Raw genomic sequence first — 16,328 nt, forward strand, 5'->3', positions numbered from 1 at the left:
CAGAATATGTCGACCGTAGCCGTAACTGACGACACATTTGACGCCGAAGTCAAAAACTCGGACGTCCCCGTAGTAGTAGATTTCTGGGCCGAATGGTGCGGCCCCTGCAAACAGATCGGTCCCGCACTGGAAGAGCTGGCAGCCGAGTATGGCGGCAAGGTGAAAATCGCCAAAGTTGACGTTGACAGCAACCCGAACTCTGCCGCTGCAATGGGCGTTCGTGGTATTCCGGCGCTGTTCATCTTCAAAGACGGTCAGGTCATTTCAAACCGCGCAGGCGCCGCACCCAAAGCCGCTCTGCAAAGCTGGATCGACGAGTCGATCTGATCGGTAACGATATCTGATCATCAAAGGCGTCCAATCGGGCGCCTTTTTTTGGTCCGATCAAAGCCTGCCAACTGGATTTTGCCTGAGCGTTGATCCAGGGCGAATATTGCGCGGACAGAGACGAAGGAATGACATGGCCAAAACAAGAGTATTGGTGGAATTCGGTATGGGTACTTCGCTAAGGCGCGAGGACTATACCGAAGCTGCACTTCGAGCAATCAAGGATGCGCTTTGGCACAACTCGGTCAACATGGCGGAGTTATTTGGTTTTCCAAAAGAAGCGATGATCATTGATGCGGAAATTGGCGTTCAGCAGCCAGAGAAGGTCGACGTCGAGGCGCTGAAGGCCGTGTTCCCATATGGCCAGCCCAACATCAAAGTCACGCAGGGTGGGCTGGATGTCGACAAGCCTCATACCGAAGGGAACACAGTCATCGCAAACGCAGCAGTTGTTGTATCTTTCGACATGGAGCCGGCCCAATGACCGAAAAGCGTATCATTCTGGAAATGGGTACCGGCAACGACCTTTATGGTCAGGATTATACCAAAGCGGCTCGCCGGGCAGTGCAGGACGCGCTGCACCATTCCTCGATCACATTGTTTTCCAAACTGGGCATTGATCATTCGGAAATGCGGGTTTGCGTAACAATCGGTGTGCAACATCCCGAGGATGTGGATTGTGATCTGGTTGCGTCCGATCTGCCACGTGGCCGGGCCGAGGTTCGCGCCGTCAAAGGTGGGCTGGATGTTGAGGACACAGAGGCCGGAACGCGTCACGTCGTTGCCACAGCTGCGATCGAGGCATTTCTTCCCGATCTTACAGGCCAATACGTACAGAGCTGAAATGAAAAAAGCCGCCCAGTATCGGACGGCCTCTTCCTCTGCTGATCCTTATCGAAAGATCAGATTTTTGCGATTTCGGCGCGTGTCAGGCCGATATCTTCCAGCTGAGCGTCTGTCAGGTGGTTCAGGATATTGCGCGTCTTGCGGGATTCGTTCCACGCGACAACGTTGTTGAAGACATTGATGAACGCGTCCACTACATGCAGAATGGTAGCTGCTCCGAGCGGCGCGTGGATATTTGCGGTAGTTGCCATTTGCCCAGTCCTTTGATCTGAAACAGCCGACCCGTTGTCGGTTGTGAGCCCCATGTAGTACCAGCAGGGCGGACTCACAATTGATAGTCTGGTAACCCCGGAATGCATTTTTTGCATATCTTTTGGGCAGTTTCGGAACGGGTTGCGCCGATCCCGTCCCCGGCCCATATATGTCGCCGGTGATAACGGAGGCTTTCATGGCAGACAGCGATTTCCCCGGATGGCACGGGACCACGATCATTGGCGTCAAAAAAGACGGGCAGATCGTCATCGCGGGTGACGGGCAGGTTAGCCTGGGTCAGACCGTGATTAAGGGAACCGCGCGAAAGGTGCGTCGCCTGTCGCCTGGCGGGTTCGAGATCGTGGCTGGTTTCGCTGGGTCAACTGCGGATGCCTTTACCTTGCTGGAAAGGCTGGAAGCCAAGCTTGAGGCAACACCCGGTCAACTGGCCCGCGCATCTGTCGAGCTGGCAAAGGACTGGCGTACTGACAAATACCTGCAAAAGCTTGAGGCAATGCTGATCGTAACCGACGGCAAAGACCTGTTTGTGATCACCGGGGCAGGGGATGTGCTTGAGCCCGAACACAATGTAGCGGCCATCGGATCCGGCGGTAACTTTGCACTGGCCGCGGCCCGCGCGATGATGGACAGCGACAAATCGGCCGAGGACGTCGCACGTCAATCCATGGCGATCGCTGCCGACATCTGCGTTTATACCAATGGTAAGCTGACGGTCGAAACGATCTCGGCCTGAAGTTCAGGCCAGGAGCGTTGAAATCTCTTTACCTTTCCAGCGGCGATGCATGCCAATGAGGCCCAGTATCGCCGCTATGATAACGATGTAGTACGGCACACGGATGTCGATGCTCATCAATCCGCCTCCGATCAGCGACATGACCCCCCCGGCAAGGCAGAACACGGCGGTTGTGACGCCCATGACCCAGCCCTGATCCGTTTCGCTGACGCTGGATGAAAACAGCCCCAGCATAGTCGGGTAGGCGACTCCGAACAGGAAGTAGAAGAAGAAGACCGGGACGTAGCTGAAAACACCGCTCGGACTGAAGGCAAAAGCAGCGCCACAGACGATCATGACGATCAGAGAAGTATGGATGATGCTGTGTTTACTGAATCGCTCTTGTGCAGGTTTCACAAGGAACGTGCTCGAAAACGCCAGCGCGACGCCGATGACGACCATCGCAACACTGCCACCGATCACGCCATAGCCAAACGCACTGGTCAGGAAGTTATCCACGAAGACGTAAAACGTGACATTTGCGATCATGAAGAATGAATAGACCGGCAGGATCTTCAGAACCATCGGATGTCCGCGCACCGCGATCAGGCTGTCGGTGATATCACGAGGCCTGAAAACAAAAGGCTCGCGCTCGGTTCTTGTGTCCTTAAAGAAGACTGACACAAGGAATATCGCGATCAGCACCAGAACAAAGGCACCATAAAACGGTGTCTTCAATGTCGCCGCGCTGCCCAGCAGTGCCGCATCGGAGAGAACCGCGCCGATGATCGGTCCCCCTACAAGGCCAAAGCTGACACCGGTTACGATGTACCCCATGTTGCGATCGCGATCAGCAGCATCCGTGCTGCCATCAATCATCGCTGCCTGCGCGATCGGCTGGTTGCCTGCGGTAAAGCCGGTAATCGACCGGCCCAGAATTAGCAAAAGCAAGCTGTTTAGATAAAGGGCGGCAATGGTGATCGCATACCCGGCAAGCGCACCACCAAGACAAACCAGCAAGGCATTCTTACGCCCGATCGAGTCCGAGACCTTGGATACATATACGACCCCCAGAAACCAGGACAGAAAGAAGCATCCGATCACCAACCCGTAGTAGAAATGCCGGCGGCCATCCGGGGTGTTGTCAGGCAGGAACCCGGATTTCGTCTCCATAATCAGAGAGTTGATGATGGGAAAGACCAGCCCTTGCCCAATCAGATCCACAAATACAACGAACAGCAATGTGATCTTGGCAATTTTACTCATGCAACATGTCCCTGGTTCCAATACCCGGGATCACTGTAGCAGATTGGCAGCGCGTCACCTAACCGCAGATCAGCGGCCGAATTGCTCCGGCCGCTGAATTGATGTTTCGTAAATGATTACTTAAGCGCCGCAACGCCCAGCGGAACGCCTGCTACTTCGCACCAGATGTAGACTTCGTCATAGCCCGAGATATCCATGGTGGGCGGGACAGCATATTGCTGCTTGCCTGTCAGGTTCAGCAGCGCGCCCAGCTTTGAGTTGGGATCATAGGTGCCGCTCTTACCGAAGGCCACGCGCGGGTCAGGACCATTGTCCAGAGAAAAGTCGTCACCCAGCTCCACAATGTAACGATCGCCATCCTTGACCACCTTGACCGAACCCGTGGTCACGTGTTTCGAACGGCCCTCGAATGTGCCCTTTTTCTTAGCACCGCCAGCAACTGCAACACCGGCGCTGGCCAGAGTCAGAGCTGCACCAGTGGCAGCCGCGTTCAGAAAGAGCGAACGACGAGTCATCATGATGTGTGTCTCCATTAGTAAGTGCAGGCGGGTTTGCCCGTCGTCGCAAACTATGCGCAGGTATTCACTGTCTGGCGATTCACATCACCTAGAATTTGCGTGTGCTTACCGTGTATTGCTGTGATCTTTCTGTGATCGGCTTGTGTTTTCGCGCCTTATGATTAGGTTCCCGTGCGAAACAAACGGATAGAAAACACATGACCGACCTGACCCCGCGCGAGATTGTCTCGGAACTGGACCGCTTTATCATCGGACAGAAGGACGCAAAGCGTGCGGTGGCAGTGGCACTGCGGAACCGGTGGCGGCGCAAGCAATTGCCTGATGACATTCGGGACGAGGTTTATCCCAAGAACATCCTGATGATCGGCCCCACCGGTGTTGGCAAGACCGAGATCAGCCGCCGTCTGGCAAAACTGGCGCGGGCGCCATTCATAAAGGTCGAGGCGACCAAGTTTACCGAAGTGGGCTATGTCGGCCGCGACGTCGAACAGATCGTTCGTGATCTGGCAGATGCCGCCATCCTGCAGACCCGCGAATACATGCGCGAGGATGTCAAAGCCAAGGCGTATCAGGCAGCCGAAGATCGTGTGATCGAAGCCATCGCAGGGACGGATGCGCGTGAATCCACACGTGAGATGTTTCGCAAAAAGCTGAAGGCAGGCGAGCTGGACGACACCGTAATCGAGCTGGAACTGTCTGACACATCAAACCCGATGCCGATGTTCGACATTCCCGGCCAGCCCGGCAGCCAGATGGGCATGATGAATCTGGGTGATATCTTCGGAAAGGCCTTTGGTGGTCGCACCGTCAAGAAGCGCCTGACCGTTGCCGAGAGCTACGACATATTGATCGGTGAAGAAGCCGACAAGCTTCTGGACGATGAAACCGTCACTCGTATCGCACTGGAATCCGTTGAACAGAACGGCATCGTATTTCTGGACGAAATCGACAAGGTCTGCGCCCGCACGGATGCACGTGGCGGTGATGTCAGCCGCGAAGGCGTTCAGCGCGACCTGCTGCCTCTGATCGAAGGGACAACCGTCTCGACCAAGCACGGTCCGGTCAAGACTGACCACATCCTGTTCATCGCAAGCGGCGCGTTCCACATCGCCAAGCCTTCGGATCTGTTGCCCGAACTTCAGGGCCGTCTGCCGATCCGCGTTGAGTTGCGCGCTCTGACCGAAGAGGATTTCGTTCGTATTCTGACCGAAACCGACAACGCACTGACCCTGCAATACACCGCCCTGATGGGTACTGAAGAGGTGACCGTCAGCTTCAGTGAGGATGGCATTGCCGCACTGGCACGTATCGCGGCAGACGTAAACCAAAGCGTCGAGAACATAGGGGCGCGTCGTTTATACACAGTGATGGAACGCGTGTTCGAAGAGTTGTCCTTTACCGCACCCGACCAAGCCGGAACGCAAATCACAGTCGACGCGCAGTTTGTGAACGACAATCTGGGTGAGCTGACCAAATCAACCGACCTGAGCCGTTACGTTTTGTAACACTGCCAGCCGGTTTTTGCCGTTAATTCCGCCCTGCGCCGCTGGACGCAGGGCGAGAATGCGATAGCGTAGGCGCAATTCATCCTGAGGGTTGGCCCGTGCTGCGATATTTTTTAGTTCTGATTGTATCTCTGTCGCTAAGCGCCTGCGTCGACCGAACGGTAACCGAGATCGTGCCTTCGGCAGTAAACGTTGGGACGCCTGAAAAGATATTCGCAAGCACCACCCGAGCGCGTGAAGCAGATGGTACCTACGGTTTCCGGCGCGGGGATTCGCTGAAGTTTCTGGAAACAACAGTATCGATCCCGCCAACGCACACACCCGGAACGCTGAAATTTTCCTACGCAAACCCAAATCCAAAAAAAGAATTCGTTCTGACAGATGTGACCGAGCTGGGCGGGCCAAAGGGACTGCGCGAACATCTACGTGGCGAGGACGACGTCACTATATTTGTGCACGGCTATAATTCGACCCAAACCGAGACGATTTTCCGCGCGGCTCAGCTAACACACGACATTGGTCTTCCGGGCTCCACCTTGGTCTACTCCTGGCCCAGCCGCGCAACCGGGTATGGGTATGCCTATGATCTGGACAGCATGTTATTCGCCCGCGACGGGTTAGAGCAGACGATCCGTGAATTGAAAGCCATGGGCGTCAAGCGCGTCATTCTGGTCGCACATTCCATGGGCGGCGCTCTGGCAATGGAAATGATGCGACAAGCTGAACTGCAAGAACCGGGCTGGGCCAACAGAAACATCGAAGGGGTCGTCTTGATTTCGCCGGATCTGGATGTTGACCTGTTCCGTTCGCAGATGAGACGCATCAAGAATCCGCCCGACCCTTTCCTGGTTATGGTGTCACAAAAGGACAAGATCCTGAACATTTCAGGCCGCCTCCGCGGAACAGACGAGAGCGAGAGATTGGGTAATATAAGCTCGGTTAAAACGCTTGAAGAATTCCCGATCAACGTAATCGATACAACTGCGTTTAACAAAGACGCAGAGTCCTCACATTTCGTTGCGGCCACCTCTCCGGCACTCTTGTCGATCCTCAATTCGCTGCGACGCGTAAACAATACCTTTGGCCGCGAAGATCGACCGGGCATCGACATTCTGGTTCCACCCAGCCAACGCAATCCAGACGGTGCGACCGAAATTGTTCTGACAGAAACAGGGCAGGCGCAGGTCAGCTCTCCGTGACGCAGTTCAGGCTGCGCCAGTATCTGTACGACAACGCTACCTGGTTGAGTGCCGGTGTTCTGCTGACCTTTCTGTCCAGCTTCGGTCAGACCTTCTTCATTTCCATTTTTGCCGGGGAAATCCGCGCTGAATTCGGCCTGAGCCATGGTGCCTGGGGAGGTCTCTATTCTCTGGGTACAACCATATCCGCCATCGTGATGATCTGGGCCGGCAGTCTGACCGATGTTTTTCGGGTCCGGGTTCTTGGCCCGGTGGTATTGGCTGGTCTTGCGCTGGCGGCGATATCGATGGCGTTGAACTCGTGGCTCATGTTGCTGCCCGCAGTAATCTTTCTACTACGCCTGTTCGGCCAGGGTATGAGCATCCACATCGCCATGGTCGCCATGGCCCGCTGGTTTACGGTCACACGAGGCAAGGCGTTGTCGATTGCGACAATTGGTATTGCGCTGGGTGAGGCATTGCTACCGCTGAGCTTCGTTGCCGCCATGGCATTTGTAGACTGGCACTGGCTCTGGATTGTGTCGTCCGGGATCACCGCATTGGGCATTCCGGTTCTGATCCGGTTGTTGCGGCAAGAGAGGACCCCGCAAAGCCTGTCGGATGCCTATTCTTCAACCGGGATGCAGGGCCATCACTGGACCCGCAAGGAAACCCTGTTTCATCCACTGTTCTGGCTGATGACACCTGCGATATTGGGACCATCCGCGTTTATCACCGCCTTTTTCTTTCATCAGGTCCATCTGGCTGAGGTGAAGGGCTGGCAGCATATTGAACTGGTAGCATTGTTCCCGGTTTTTACCGGGGTTTCACTTCTTGCGATGTTCGCCTCGGGCTGGGCATTGGACAAGTGGGGAACGGCCCGGATGATGCCGTTCTACCAACTACCTATGGCAGTCGGATTTGCCATCATCGGGGTGACCAACTCGATCAGCGGGGCGCTTATAGGAATGTCTTTTCTTGCCTTAACGGTCGGTGCGAACAACACTTTGCCCAGCGCGTTCTGGGCCGAGTTCTATGGCACCCGTCACATCGGTTCCATCAAGGCAATGGCAACCGCAGTGATGGTTCTGGGTTCAGCCATTGGCCCGGGCCTGACCGGAGTTCTGATTGATCTGGGCATACCGCTCAGCACACAATTTCTGTGGATCGCTGTCTTTTTCGTTCTGGTTTGTCTGACGGCATGGGCCGGGATCAGCCGGGCTGCCCGCAGCCTTTAGCGAACCCGTCGCAGATACACGTAATAAGCGCCATCACCGCCATGGCTGATATGGGCGGGTGTTACCTGCATTACGGCCTGTGCCAAAGGTGGTATCGACAACCAATGCGGCACCTGATTGCGCAATACCCCGCGTGGCGTCGGAATTGGCCCCGGTTCATCACGATCTTTGCCTTTGCCAGTGATGACCAGAACCAGCCGCTTGCCTGAAGCCTGCGCCGACAGAACAAAGCGAACCAAAGCCGGATGGGCCGTATCAACGCGCATGCCGTGCAGGTCAATGCGGCCCTCTGGTTTCAGCTTTCCACGCTTCATGCGTCCGAAAGCCTTGTTGTCCATCTGGACCGGCGCACCACGCAATTGTTCTGTTACCGAAGGTTTTAGTGTGTTCCGTGATGATTTGGCCGGTACTTTCTGTCCCAATTCAAACGCATCAATCCGTGCTTTCGGGGTCTTCGTTGGTTTTGGTTTCGGCAGGGTGGCCGGGTGCACCGATTGCGGAATTTCCGGATGCAGCCTCTCAGCCTGCTTCGCAACTTTGCGCCAAAGCTCGATTTCTTCTGCCGTCAGTTTGCGCCGTGTCATCAGAACTCATCCGGCAACAAGGCGTAGGCGCGCTGAATTGGCAACAACACAACCATCCGACCCGGATCCTTAAGTCTGCCCGCTGCCTGTCCGGCATCGTCGCCCGTACCAAAGAATATATCGGCGCGTTGCGCCCCTTTGATGGCAGAGCCCGTATCCTGTGCGATCATCAATCGCCTGATCGGATCCTTGCCGTCCTTTTCGACCCATACGGGCGAGCCCAGCGGGGTATAAGCCGGATCAGCTGCAATGCTGCGCATTGTTGTAACCGAGCGGTTCATGGCCCCCAAAGGGCCGCGTTCTGGAGCAACACGCGAAACTTCACGAAAGAACACGTAAGAGGGATTGTGAAACAGCAGTTCGGTGCCTGCCTCGGGGTTCTTGCGCACCCAGGATCGTATCCTCTGTGCGCTGACCTCATGCGCGCCCAGCGCCCCGCGACGCATCAGTTCAACACCGATCGAGCGATAGGGGTGGCCATTCGCGCCACCATAACCAACCCGCAGCGCTGATCCATCCGGCAATCGAACACGACCGGACCCCTGGATCTGCAGAAAGAACAGCTCAACCGGGTCATCGACCCAGGCGATTTCCAGACCGCGATTTTTCATCACATCGGTGGTCAGCAACTCACGACGGCTGAGCCATTGTCCGGCTTCTCGCGCTTCGGGCGGCATCTTATAAATCGGATATCGATATTTATCCGACCGGGTTCGCGAACCATCCAACTCGGGTTCAAAATAACCCGTGAATAACGCATCCTTGCCATCTTCGACCAGTACAGGTCGGAAAAACAGCTCAAAGAACGCGCGCGCCGCATCCTGTTCATAGGTCTTGGCTACCGCACACAGCGCTTGCCAGTCTGGGTCGCGCAGATCACCACACGTGTTCAGAAAAACTGAAAGGGCTGCGCCATGATCGTCCGCAGCCCAGCCATCCAGATCATCAAATGACAGAATCGCGCGCGTTGCCTCGGCTCCGGCAGCGCTTGCGGTGGTCATTACGCCCACCAGAAATAGCGACCGGAGCGCGGCAATCATGCGTCCGTGGCAACAAGCAGCCAGTTCGGATCGTCCTTGCCCATGACACGGGCAAAGGTCCAGCTGTCCTTTTGGCGTTTAACGGTGTTGGGGTTGCCCTCGATGATATCGCCACCTCGATCACGTACGACCGAGGTCAGTTCACCTACGAAGTACATGGTGATCTCGGCTTCGTTGGTATCCTTGTCAAAGCGAGCATCGGTCAGAGTCGTTTCACGAACACCGATAAACTCAGCTTCGATAGTCAGCCCCTTGTCTTCGCGGTCAGCAACAACAGAAACGAAGGTGTCAAATACCTCTTCAGAAAGGAACGGCTGGATTTCATCCAGATTTCCCTTTTCGAACCCCATCACGATCATCTCGTAGGCACCGCGCGCGCCCTGAACAAACTCGTTGACCGAAAATCCGGGTTCAACCCGCTTCATCGCGGCCAGGGTTTGCGCCTGTTCGCTGTCTTCGGGCACATGGTCGGTAATGTCATGATCCGGGCCACCCTCGATCACTTCGAAATCGGGGCGCGATTTGCTTGCATCGGGCTGTTGTTGCAGCGGTGGTTTCTCAAAACCCTCACGCGTGCCCAATACGCTTTTCAGGCGCAGGATCAGGAAAACGGCAATTCCGGCCAAGACCAGCAACTGGATCATAGGGTTGTCGCTCATTTCATTCTCTTTTCAGCGCCGGGACTTTGTGTACACGGCCTCATGCCACTATGTAGGTGACACTGGGTGGCAAGTCCACAGCCCGACATATGGTAAAGGATAACGCAAATGTATCTGTTCTTGGCATTTTTGTTGGTGCCTATCATCGAGATTGCCCTGTTCATTCAGGTCGGCGGTCTGATTGGATTGTGGCCAACGCTTGCCATCGTGGTTCTGACCGCTGTTTTGGGGACCGTTTTGGTAAGGACACAAGGTCGCATGGCATTGGGTCAGTTGCAGAAATCTTTTGCCGAACTGGATGATCCAACCGAGCCGCTGGCCCATGGCGCGATGATCCTCTTGTCAGGCGCATTGCTGCTGACACCGGGATTTTTCACGGATGCCATTGGGTTCGCACTGCTAATTCCTGCCGTTCGGCTGGCTGTGTTCCGATATCTGCGGTCCAAAGTAACTGTTGCCTCTTTTCAGATGGGGTCCGGAACACAGTTCCGCACAGACAACAATCCTTTTGCTCAGGATGACGTGATTGACGGTGAATTCACCGAAGTTCGGCCCCGGCGTGACCCCGCAAAGCCATCAAAATGGGTCGAAGGGCCGCAGTAGCATTGAGGTGCCACGCCCAAGTTGATAAGCAGTGGCGAATTTTATTTTTGGAGTAGATCCATGGCCGAAGAAAACGCCACAGAAAACACCGCGGCCCAAGCCGCCCCTCAGGTTCAAATGCGTGTTCTGGGGCAGTTTGTCCGCGACATGTCGTTTGAAAACGTAATGGCACAAAAGGGTGTCTCAGGTGACGTTCAGCCTGAAATTTCGGTTCAGGTGAACCTGGATGCCAAGAAACGTGCGGCAGATCACCAATTTGAAGTCTCGATCAAACTGAACCTGAACTCCAAAGCCAAGGGCATGGAAGATGTCCTGTTCGTGTTCGAAATCGACTATTGCGGTCTGTTCCACATCGAAGGCGTGCCAGAAGATCAGATGCACCCGTTCCTGATGATCGAATGCCCGCGGATGCTGTTCCCGTTCCTGCGCCGGATCGTCAGCGACGTAACGCGCGATGGTGGTTACCCGCCAGTGAACCTGGACAACATCGACTTTGTGGGTCTCTACCGCAATGAACTGATGCGCCGTCAGGCCGAGCAGGCACAAAAGACCGAAGCTTGATCAATTGAGCCGCGCCTGAAAACCTCAGGCGCGGGTCCACAGGGCGTTCTCGCCCAATTTCTCGACAAAAGCATCATGCGCCGCGCGCTCTTCTGCGGTGATCTTCGACGGCAGTGCCGTTGGACGCGGTGTCGGGCGCCAGTCGTCGTCGCCGCCGGCAGCAGAAGCCGCGCTGGTGGACAGGCCAAAATCCGGCTGTCGTCCACCAATAAGCTCCAGATACACCTCAGCCAGAATTTCCGAGTCGAGCAAGGCCCCGTGCAGAACGCGGTTGGTGTTGTCGATGTTGAACCGGCGGCACAACGCATCCAGTGACGCAGGCGAGCCCGGAAATCGCTTGCGCGCAATCGCCAGTGTATCCAGCGCCTGATCCATCGGAATAGGCGGAAGTCCCATCCATTTGAGTTCCGCGTTCAGGAACTTCATATCGAACGAGGCGTTGTGGATGACCAGCTTCGAATCTTTGATGAAGTCGCGGAATCCCTGACCAATCTTTGCAAAGACCGGTTTGTCCTTCAGCGTGACCTCACCCTTTTCTGGAGGGCGGGGGCTTTCTAGCAGGTCGGGTCCGATCCCATGCACACCAAATGCCTCTTCGGGCATTGAGCGTTCCGGGTTGATATAGACGTGATAGGTCTCACCCGTGGCGACGTGGTTCCACAGCTCTACCGCACCGATCTCGACAATCCGGTCGCCGCCTTCTGGGTCAAATCCCGTGGTTTCGGTATCGAGTACAATCTCACGCATCTGACATTCCCGCCCGTATTTGCCTGACTATATCCTGCACCTGTGCACGGGCGTGGTCCAGCGTATCTGTCACGATCACGAAATCCGATCGCGCGCATTTTTCGTCATTCGGCATCTGTTTGGAACGAATTTGTTCGAACTGAGCCTCAGACATGGTTCCACGTTCCATAACCCGACGTTTCTGTTCGTCGGCGGAAACAGATACACAGGCTACGGCATCCATGGTGGCGTCACCGCCTGTTTCAAACAACAAAGGGATGTCGAATACTACAATATCAGCCGTTGTAGATTGCCGGAACGCTGCGCGATCCGAGGCAACCAACGGGTGAACAATACTCTCGATCATTTTCAGCGCTTCAGGATCGTTTGAAATGATCTTTTTCAAAGCATTGCGACTGACCGCTTCGTCTTCGATTGCGTCTGGATATGCCTTCGACATTGGGACAACGGCCGCACCACCTGCTGCATAAAGGCGATGAACAGCGGCGTCTGCATCCCACAGAGCACATCCTTCATCCACAAACATCTGCGCCGTGGTGCTTTTGCCCATCCCGATCGAGCCCGTCAGGCCAAGAGCAAAACTCATGCCAAGGCCGCCGCACGGGTTGCCGCATCAACTTCGGGCCGTGTTCCGAACCAGCGTTCAAAGCCGGGAACCGCCTGATAGAGCAACATGCCCAAACCATCGACCGTCGTGCACCCGGCCTCTTCCGCCATTTGCAGCAGCCGGGTTTTCAGCGGCGCGTAGACCAGATCGGTAACAACCGTCCCCGGTTGCAGCCCGTCCATGGGCACCCGTAGCTCGGGTTGGCCTTGCATTCCCAATGAGGTCGTATTGACCACAAGTTCGGCGTTTTCGATCACATTTCCGGCCTGTACCCAGTCTACCACGGTTATCCGCTGGCCAAATTCCTCTTTCAAATGATCTGCACGGGTGCGTGTCCGGTTTGTCAGCAGGATCTCCGGCACTCCGGCATCAGCCAAAGCGCACAGGACAGCGCGTGCAGCACCCCCGGCACCCAGAACCACGGCTGGCCCATCCTTTGGATTCCAGTCAGGCGCCCCGCTTCGCAGGTTTTCCATGAAACCGTAGCCATCGGTATTATCTGCATGGATCGATCCATCATCACGGAAAACCAGCGTGTTGGCTGCACCAATCACCGAAGCCCGGTCAGAAACATGGTCCGCCAGTCGCAGGGCAGCTTCTTTGTGTGGGACCGTAACGTTTGCACCAACAAACCCAGCCTTCGGCAAGGTACGCAGAACTGATTCAAGATCTGATGACGCAACATTCATCGGGATATAGTGCCCCGGCAGCCCATAAGTTCTGAGCCAGTGACCGTGCAACTTGGGTGATCTGGAATGCGCTATGGGATGTCCGATAACCCCGGCCAGTGGAATGCGGTTCTCTGTCATTGTTCGATAACCCCTCGCAACGCCAGGAAATTGAGCAGTTCCAATAAGGGCATACCCAAAACATTAAAATAGTCGCCGTCAATGGTAGCAAACAGACGCACACCTTCTTCCTCAAGCTTGTATGCGCCCACAGCGTGGCGAATGCTGTCCCAGTTTCGCGCAACATATGACTTTAGATACGCATCCGAACTGGCGCGCATACGCAAGCGAACCTGACCGACATGGCGCCAGATCGGTTCACCATCCATGTATATGACAGCAGCGGAAAGCAGCATATGTCGCTTACCCCGCATCGCCTTGAGCTGCGCCAATGCATCCTCGGGTGAGCTGGGTTTGGAAAGCAACTGACCATCAAAATCCAGTACCTGATCGCAACCCAAAACCATTGCGCCCGGTGTTTTGTCACCGACTTTGCGCGCTTTCAGTTCTGCTAGCGCATCAGCAATATCCCGTGGTGAAGCCTCTTCAGCCAATAGGGCGCGCTTGGCAGTCTCTTCATCGACGCGCGCCACCTGGACGGAAAACGGGACGCCGGCATTTTCCAGCAGTTGCGCTCGGATTGCTGAACCAGAGGCCAGAACTAAGGGGACAGACATGTGGAAAACCCCGTGGGAAAAACGTTGAGTGTTCTCGAACGGTTTGTATGGTTTTCCTGTTGACACGCAACCCCGGGATTTTCGCGCAAAACTTCCATGAGTCGCTCGAACGCTGTCCAATCGGGACAAGGATAACTTTGTAAACTTGGATAAGAGAGGTTTCCACAGTTACCCAAAGAGATATCCCCAGAATCTAAATATCTTAACAATCTTAACTTATTGTTTTTAATGTGTAATTTTTAGTATCAACAAAACATGCCTTCTGAAAGGCTATTCTATCCACCTGGGGAAAACACATGGGTAAAAAAGTAATCCACGGATTTTACTCACCCTACAAAACCATCTTCCTTTTTCTTTTCTTATTTTTTTATTAGGGAGAGTTCCGAGCAACGTCCGGAGCCAGAATGACTGATCTTCTTTTCACGCTGTACCCGTGGGTGAAGTCTTTACACATCATGGCCGTGATCTCATGGATGGCCGGCTTGTTCTATTTACCCAGACTGTTCGTCTATCACGTAGAAAAGGCACAATCGGTCGACGGAGCGCAGGAAATCTTCTTTGAAATGGAGGATAAGCTGCTTCGTGTCATCATGCGCCCTGCAATGATCGTAGCGTGGGTCTGTGGTTTGATCATGGTCTTCACGCCGGGGATTGTCGGATGGGACTGGTCGTGGCCCTGGGTCAAAGGTGCAGCCGTGATTGGAATGACCTGGTTCCATCACTGGCTGATGGCGCGACGCAAAGACTTCTTAGAGGGGCAAAATAAGCTCACTGGGCGCCAGTACCGCATGATGAACGAGGTACCGACCGTTTTGATGGTTATCATCGTTCTGGCGGTCGTTCTGAAGTTCTGAGGGCCTGTTTGACTCCGACTGCCGTCACGCTTATGTAGAGAACAACACGCCCGTCCGGGCGGCGTATCTTCCGTTTTGAATTTCCACTCTGTGCCGCGACCTATGCGGACAAGGTTCGTATCATCATGACAACTGAATCCCTGAATCTGGCCGATCTGAAGGCCAAAAGCCCCAAAGACCTTCTGGCGATGGCCGAAGAGCTGGAGATCGAAAACGCCTCGACTATGCGTAAAGGCGAGATGATGTTCCAGATCCTGCGCGAACGCGCGGATGAGGGCTGGACCGTTGGTGGCGACGGTGTGCTGGAAGTCCTACAGGACGGCTTCGGCTTTCTGCGCTCGCCTGAGGCGAACTATCTGCCGGGTCCGGACGACATCTATGTCTCACCTGAAATGATCCGCCAGCATTCGCTGCGGACTGGTGATACAGTGGAAGGTGAGATCAAGGCCCCTGACGATAACGAACGCTACTTTGCGCTGACCAAGGTCACCAAGATCAACTTTGAAGATCCTGAGAAGGCCAAGCACAAGATCCTGTTCGACAACCTGACGCCTCTGTATCCGGATGAGCGTCTGAAGATGGAAATCGAAGATCCCACCATTAAGGACAAGTCGGCCCGTGTGATCGACCTAGTGGCGCCCATCGGTAAAGGTCAGCGTTCGCTGATCGTGGCGCCTCCGCGGACTGGTAAGACGGTGATCCTGCAGAACATCGCGCACTCGATCGAACAGAACCATCCTGAGTGCTATCTGATCGTCCTGCTGATCGACGAACGCCCGGAAGAGGTAACCGATATGCAACGCTCGGTGAAGGGTGAGGTTGTGTCCTCGACCTTCGATGAGCCTGCAACGCGTCACGTGGCCGTGTCGGAAATGGTGATCGAAAAAGCCAAGCGTCTGGTCGAACATAAACGAGATGTTGTTATTCTCCTCGATTCGATCACAAGACTTGGTAGGGCGTTCAACACTGTGGTGCCATCCTCAGGTAAAGTTCTGACCGGTGGTGTGGACGCAAATGCCCTGCAGCGACCCAAGCGTTTCTTTGGTGCGGCGCGGAACATCGAAGAGGGTGGTTCGCTGACCATCATCGCCACCGCCCTGATCGACACCGGCAGCCGGATGGACGAAGTGATCTTCGAAGAATTCAAGGGCACCGGTAACTCGGAAATCGTTCTGGATCGCAAGATTGCAGACAAGCGCGTGTTCCCGGCGATCGACATTCTCAAGTCCGGTACCCGGAAAGAGGACCTGCTGGTCGACAAGGGTGATCTGGCCAAGACCTTCGTTCTGCGCCGCATCCTCAACCCGATGGGCACCACCGACGCGATCGAGTTCCTGCTGTCCAAGTTGAAACAGACGAAGACGAACGGTGAGTTCTTCGATTCGATGAACACCTAACACAGGTC

21 protein-coding genes are annotated in these 16,328 nt (G+C 55.1%); 11 read left to right on the forward strand and 10 right to left on the reverse strand.

All coding sequences use genetic code 11. From position 1 onward, the window contains the following. Positions 1-6: 6 nt before the first annotated feature. The 3 genes from trxA to ACR0IO_RS20165 all read left to right on the forward strand — a co-directional run bounded on the left by trxA (position 7) and on the right by ACR0IO_RS20165 (position 1,170). Complete coding sequence (gene trxA, locus ACR0IO_RS20155; protein ID WP_155139760.1) at positions 7-327, forward strand: thioredoxin; 321 nt, start codon at positions 7-9, stop codon at positions 325-327. A 133-nt stretch (positions 328-460) separates the two neighbouring features. Continuing rightward, complete coding sequence (locus tag ACR0IO_RS20160) at positions 461-811, forward strand: Lin0512 family protein (RefSeq protein ID WP_480744097.1); 351 nt, start codon at positions 461-463, stop codon at positions 809-811. After that, positions 808-1,170: a Lin0512 family protein gene (locus ACR0IO_RS20165; RefSeq protein WP_480744099.1), complete on the forward strand. Its 363-nt coding sequence runs from the start codon at positions 808-810 to the stop codon at positions 1,168-1,170. The genes ACR0IO_RS20160 and ACR0IO_RS20165 overlap by 4 nt, the downstream gene beginning before the upstream one ends. Positions 1,171-1,229: 59 nt before the next feature. On the opposite strand, the gene ACR0IO_RS20170 is transcribed toward ACR0IO_RS20165, so the two are convergent. Beyond that, the gene (locus ACR0IO_RS20170) at positions 1,230-1,424 is read right to left on the reverse strand and encodes a DUF1127 domain-containing protein (RefSeq protein ID WP_170335804.1); all 195 of its coding nucleotides are present in this window, start codon (positions 1,422-1,424) and stop codon (positions 1,230-1,232) included. 197 nt (positions 1,425-1,621) lie between these two features. Here ACR0IO_RS20170 and hslV point away from each other — a divergent pair, with 197 nt between their 5' ends. Beyond that, the gene (gene hslV / locus ACR0IO_RS20175; protein WP_155139769.1) at positions 1,622-2,179 is read left to right on the forward strand and encodes an ATP-dependent protease subunit HslV; all 558 of its coding nucleotides are present in this window, start codon (positions 1,622-1,624) and stop codon (positions 2,177-2,179) included. Positions 2,180-2,182: 3 nt separating this feature from the next. Here the strand turns inward: hslV and ACR0IO_RS20180 are convergent, their stop codons facing one another. Both ACR0IO_RS20180 and ACR0IO_RS20185 read right to left on the reverse strand, forming a co-directional pair. Then, entirely contained in the window at positions 2,183-3,424 is a 1,242-nt protein-coding gene (locus ACR0IO_RS20180; protein WP_480744102.1) for an MFS transporter, read from the reverse strand. A 116-nt stretch (positions 3,425-3,540) separates the two neighbouring features. Next, positions 3,541-3,942, reverse strand: a complete 402-nt coding sequence (locus tag ACR0IO_RS20185; protein ID WP_480744104.1) for a DM13 domain-containing protein — start codon at positions 3,940-3,942, stop codon at positions 3,541-3,543. Between the two features lie 197 nt (positions 3,943-4,139). On the opposite strand from ACR0IO_RS20185, the gene hslU reads away from it, so the two are divergent. From hslU to ACR0IO_RS20200, 3 genes are all read left to right on the forward strand, one after another. Beyond that, positions 4,140-5,447 (forward strand): ATP-dependent protease ATPase subunit HslU, encoded by a 1,308-nt coding sequence (gene hslU, locus ACR0IO_RS20190; RefSeq protein ID WP_155139775.1) that lies wholly within the window; start codon positions 4,140-4,142, stop codon positions 5,445-5,447. Positions 5,448-5,545: 98 nt separating this feature from the next. Then, positions 5,546-6,646 carry an alpha/beta hydrolase gene (locus ACR0IO_RS20195; RefSeq protein ID WP_209015807.1) on the forward strand — a complete coding sequence of 367 codons (1,101 nt, stop codon included), beginning with the start codon at positions 5,546-5,548 and terminating at the stop codon, positions 6,644-6,646. Then, entirely contained in the window at positions 6,643-7,863 is a 1,221-nt protein-coding gene (locus ACR0IO_RS20200) for an MFS transporter (protein ID WP_480744108.1), read from the forward strand. Before ACR0IO_RS20195 ends, ACR0IO_RS20200 begins: the two co-directional genes overlap by 4 nt. Here the strand turns inward: ACR0IO_RS20200 and ACR0IO_RS20205 are convergent. The 3 genes from ACR0IO_RS20205 to ACR0IO_RS20215 are packed head-to-tail and all read right to left on the reverse strand — an operon-like array spanning position 7,860 to position 10,146. After that, positions 7,860-8,447 (reverse strand): Smr/MutS family protein, encoded by a 588-nt coding sequence (locus ACR0IO_RS20205; protein ID WP_480744111.1) that lies wholly within the window; start codon positions 8,445-8,447, stop codon positions 7,860-7,862. The two genes, ACR0IO_RS20200 and ACR0IO_RS20205, sit on opposite strands and share 4 nt — an antisense overlap. Continuing rightward, positions 8,447-9,487, reverse strand: coding sequence for a murein transglycosylase A (mltA, locus tag ACR0IO_RS20210; protein ID WP_480744114.1), 1,041 nt, complete (start codon positions 9,485-9,487; stop codon positions 8,447-8,449). The genes ACR0IO_RS20205 and mltA overlap by 1 nt, the downstream gene beginning before the upstream one ends. After that, positions 9,484-10,146 (reverse strand): Tim44/TimA family putative adaptor protein, encoded by a 663-nt coding sequence (locus ACR0IO_RS20215; protein WP_155139783.1) that lies wholly within the window; start codon positions 10,144-10,146, stop codon positions 9,484-9,486. The genes mltA and ACR0IO_RS20215 overlap by 4 nt, the downstream gene beginning before the upstream one ends. Before the next feature lie 108 nt (positions 10,147-10,254). Here ACR0IO_RS20215 and ACR0IO_RS20220 point away from each other — a divergent pair, with 108 nt between their 5' ends. Further along, positions 10,255-10,749 (forward strand): FxsA family protein, encoded by a 495-nt coding sequence (locus ACR0IO_RS20220; RefSeq protein ID WP_155139785.1) that lies wholly within the window; start codon positions 10,255-10,257, stop codon positions 10,747-10,749. A gap of 60 nt (positions 10,750-10,809) precedes the next feature. Next, positions 10,810-11,310 (forward strand): protein-export chaperone SecB, encoded by a 501-nt coding sequence (secB, locus tag ACR0IO_RS20225; protein WP_155139787.1) that lies wholly within the window; start codon positions 10,810-10,812, stop codon positions 11,308-11,310. A 24-nt stretch (positions 11,311-11,334) separates the two neighbouring features. On the opposite strand, the gene dnaQ is transcribed toward secB, so the two are convergent. The 4 genes from dnaQ to ACR0IO_RS20245 are packed head-to-tail and all read right to left on the reverse strand — an operon-like array spanning position 11,335 to position 14,069. Then, the gene (gene dnaQ, locus ACR0IO_RS20230; RefSeq protein WP_480744117.1) at positions 11,335-12,057 is read right to left on the reverse strand and encodes a DNA polymerase III subunit epsilon; all 723 of its coding nucleotides are present in this window, start codon (positions 12,055-12,057) and stop codon (positions 11,335-11,337) included. Continuing rightward, entirely contained in the window at positions 12,050-12,643 is a 594-nt protein-coding gene (coaE, locus tag ACR0IO_RS20235; RefSeq protein WP_480744119.1) for a dephospho-CoA kinase, read from the reverse strand. Before coaE ends, dnaQ begins: the two co-directional genes overlap by 8 nt. Next, positions 12,640-13,473, reverse strand: coding sequence for a shikimate dehydrogenase (locus ACR0IO_RS20240; protein WP_480744122.1), 834 nt, complete (start codon positions 13,471-13,473; stop codon positions 12,640-12,642). Before ACR0IO_RS20240 ends, coaE begins: the two co-directional genes overlap by 4 nt. After that, entirely contained in the window at positions 13,470-14,069 is a 600-nt protein-coding gene (locus tag ACR0IO_RS20245) for a Maf family protein (protein WP_480744124.1), read from the reverse strand. Before ACR0IO_RS20245 ends, ACR0IO_RS20240 begins: the two co-directional genes overlap by 4 nt. Before the next feature lie 404 nt (positions 14,070-14,473). On the opposite strand from ACR0IO_RS20245, the gene ACR0IO_RS20250 reads away from it, so the two are divergent. After that, the gene (locus ACR0IO_RS20250; protein ID WP_480744126.1) at positions 14,474-14,923 is read left to right on the forward strand and encodes a CopD family protein; all 450 of its coding nucleotides are present in this window, start codon (positions 14,474-14,476) and stop codon (positions 14,921-14,923) included. Between the two features lie 125 nt (positions 14,924-15,048). Further along, on the forward strand, positions 15,049-16,320 hold the full coding sequence (rho, locus tag ACR0IO_RS20255; RefSeq protein ID WP_155144147.1) for a transcription termination factor Rho: 1,272 nt from the start codon (positions 15,049-15,051) through the stop codon (positions 16,318-16,320). Positions 16,321-16,328 lie beyond the last annotated feature (8 nt).

It is taken from the genome of Ruegeria sp. CE12 (assembly GCF_056537525.1).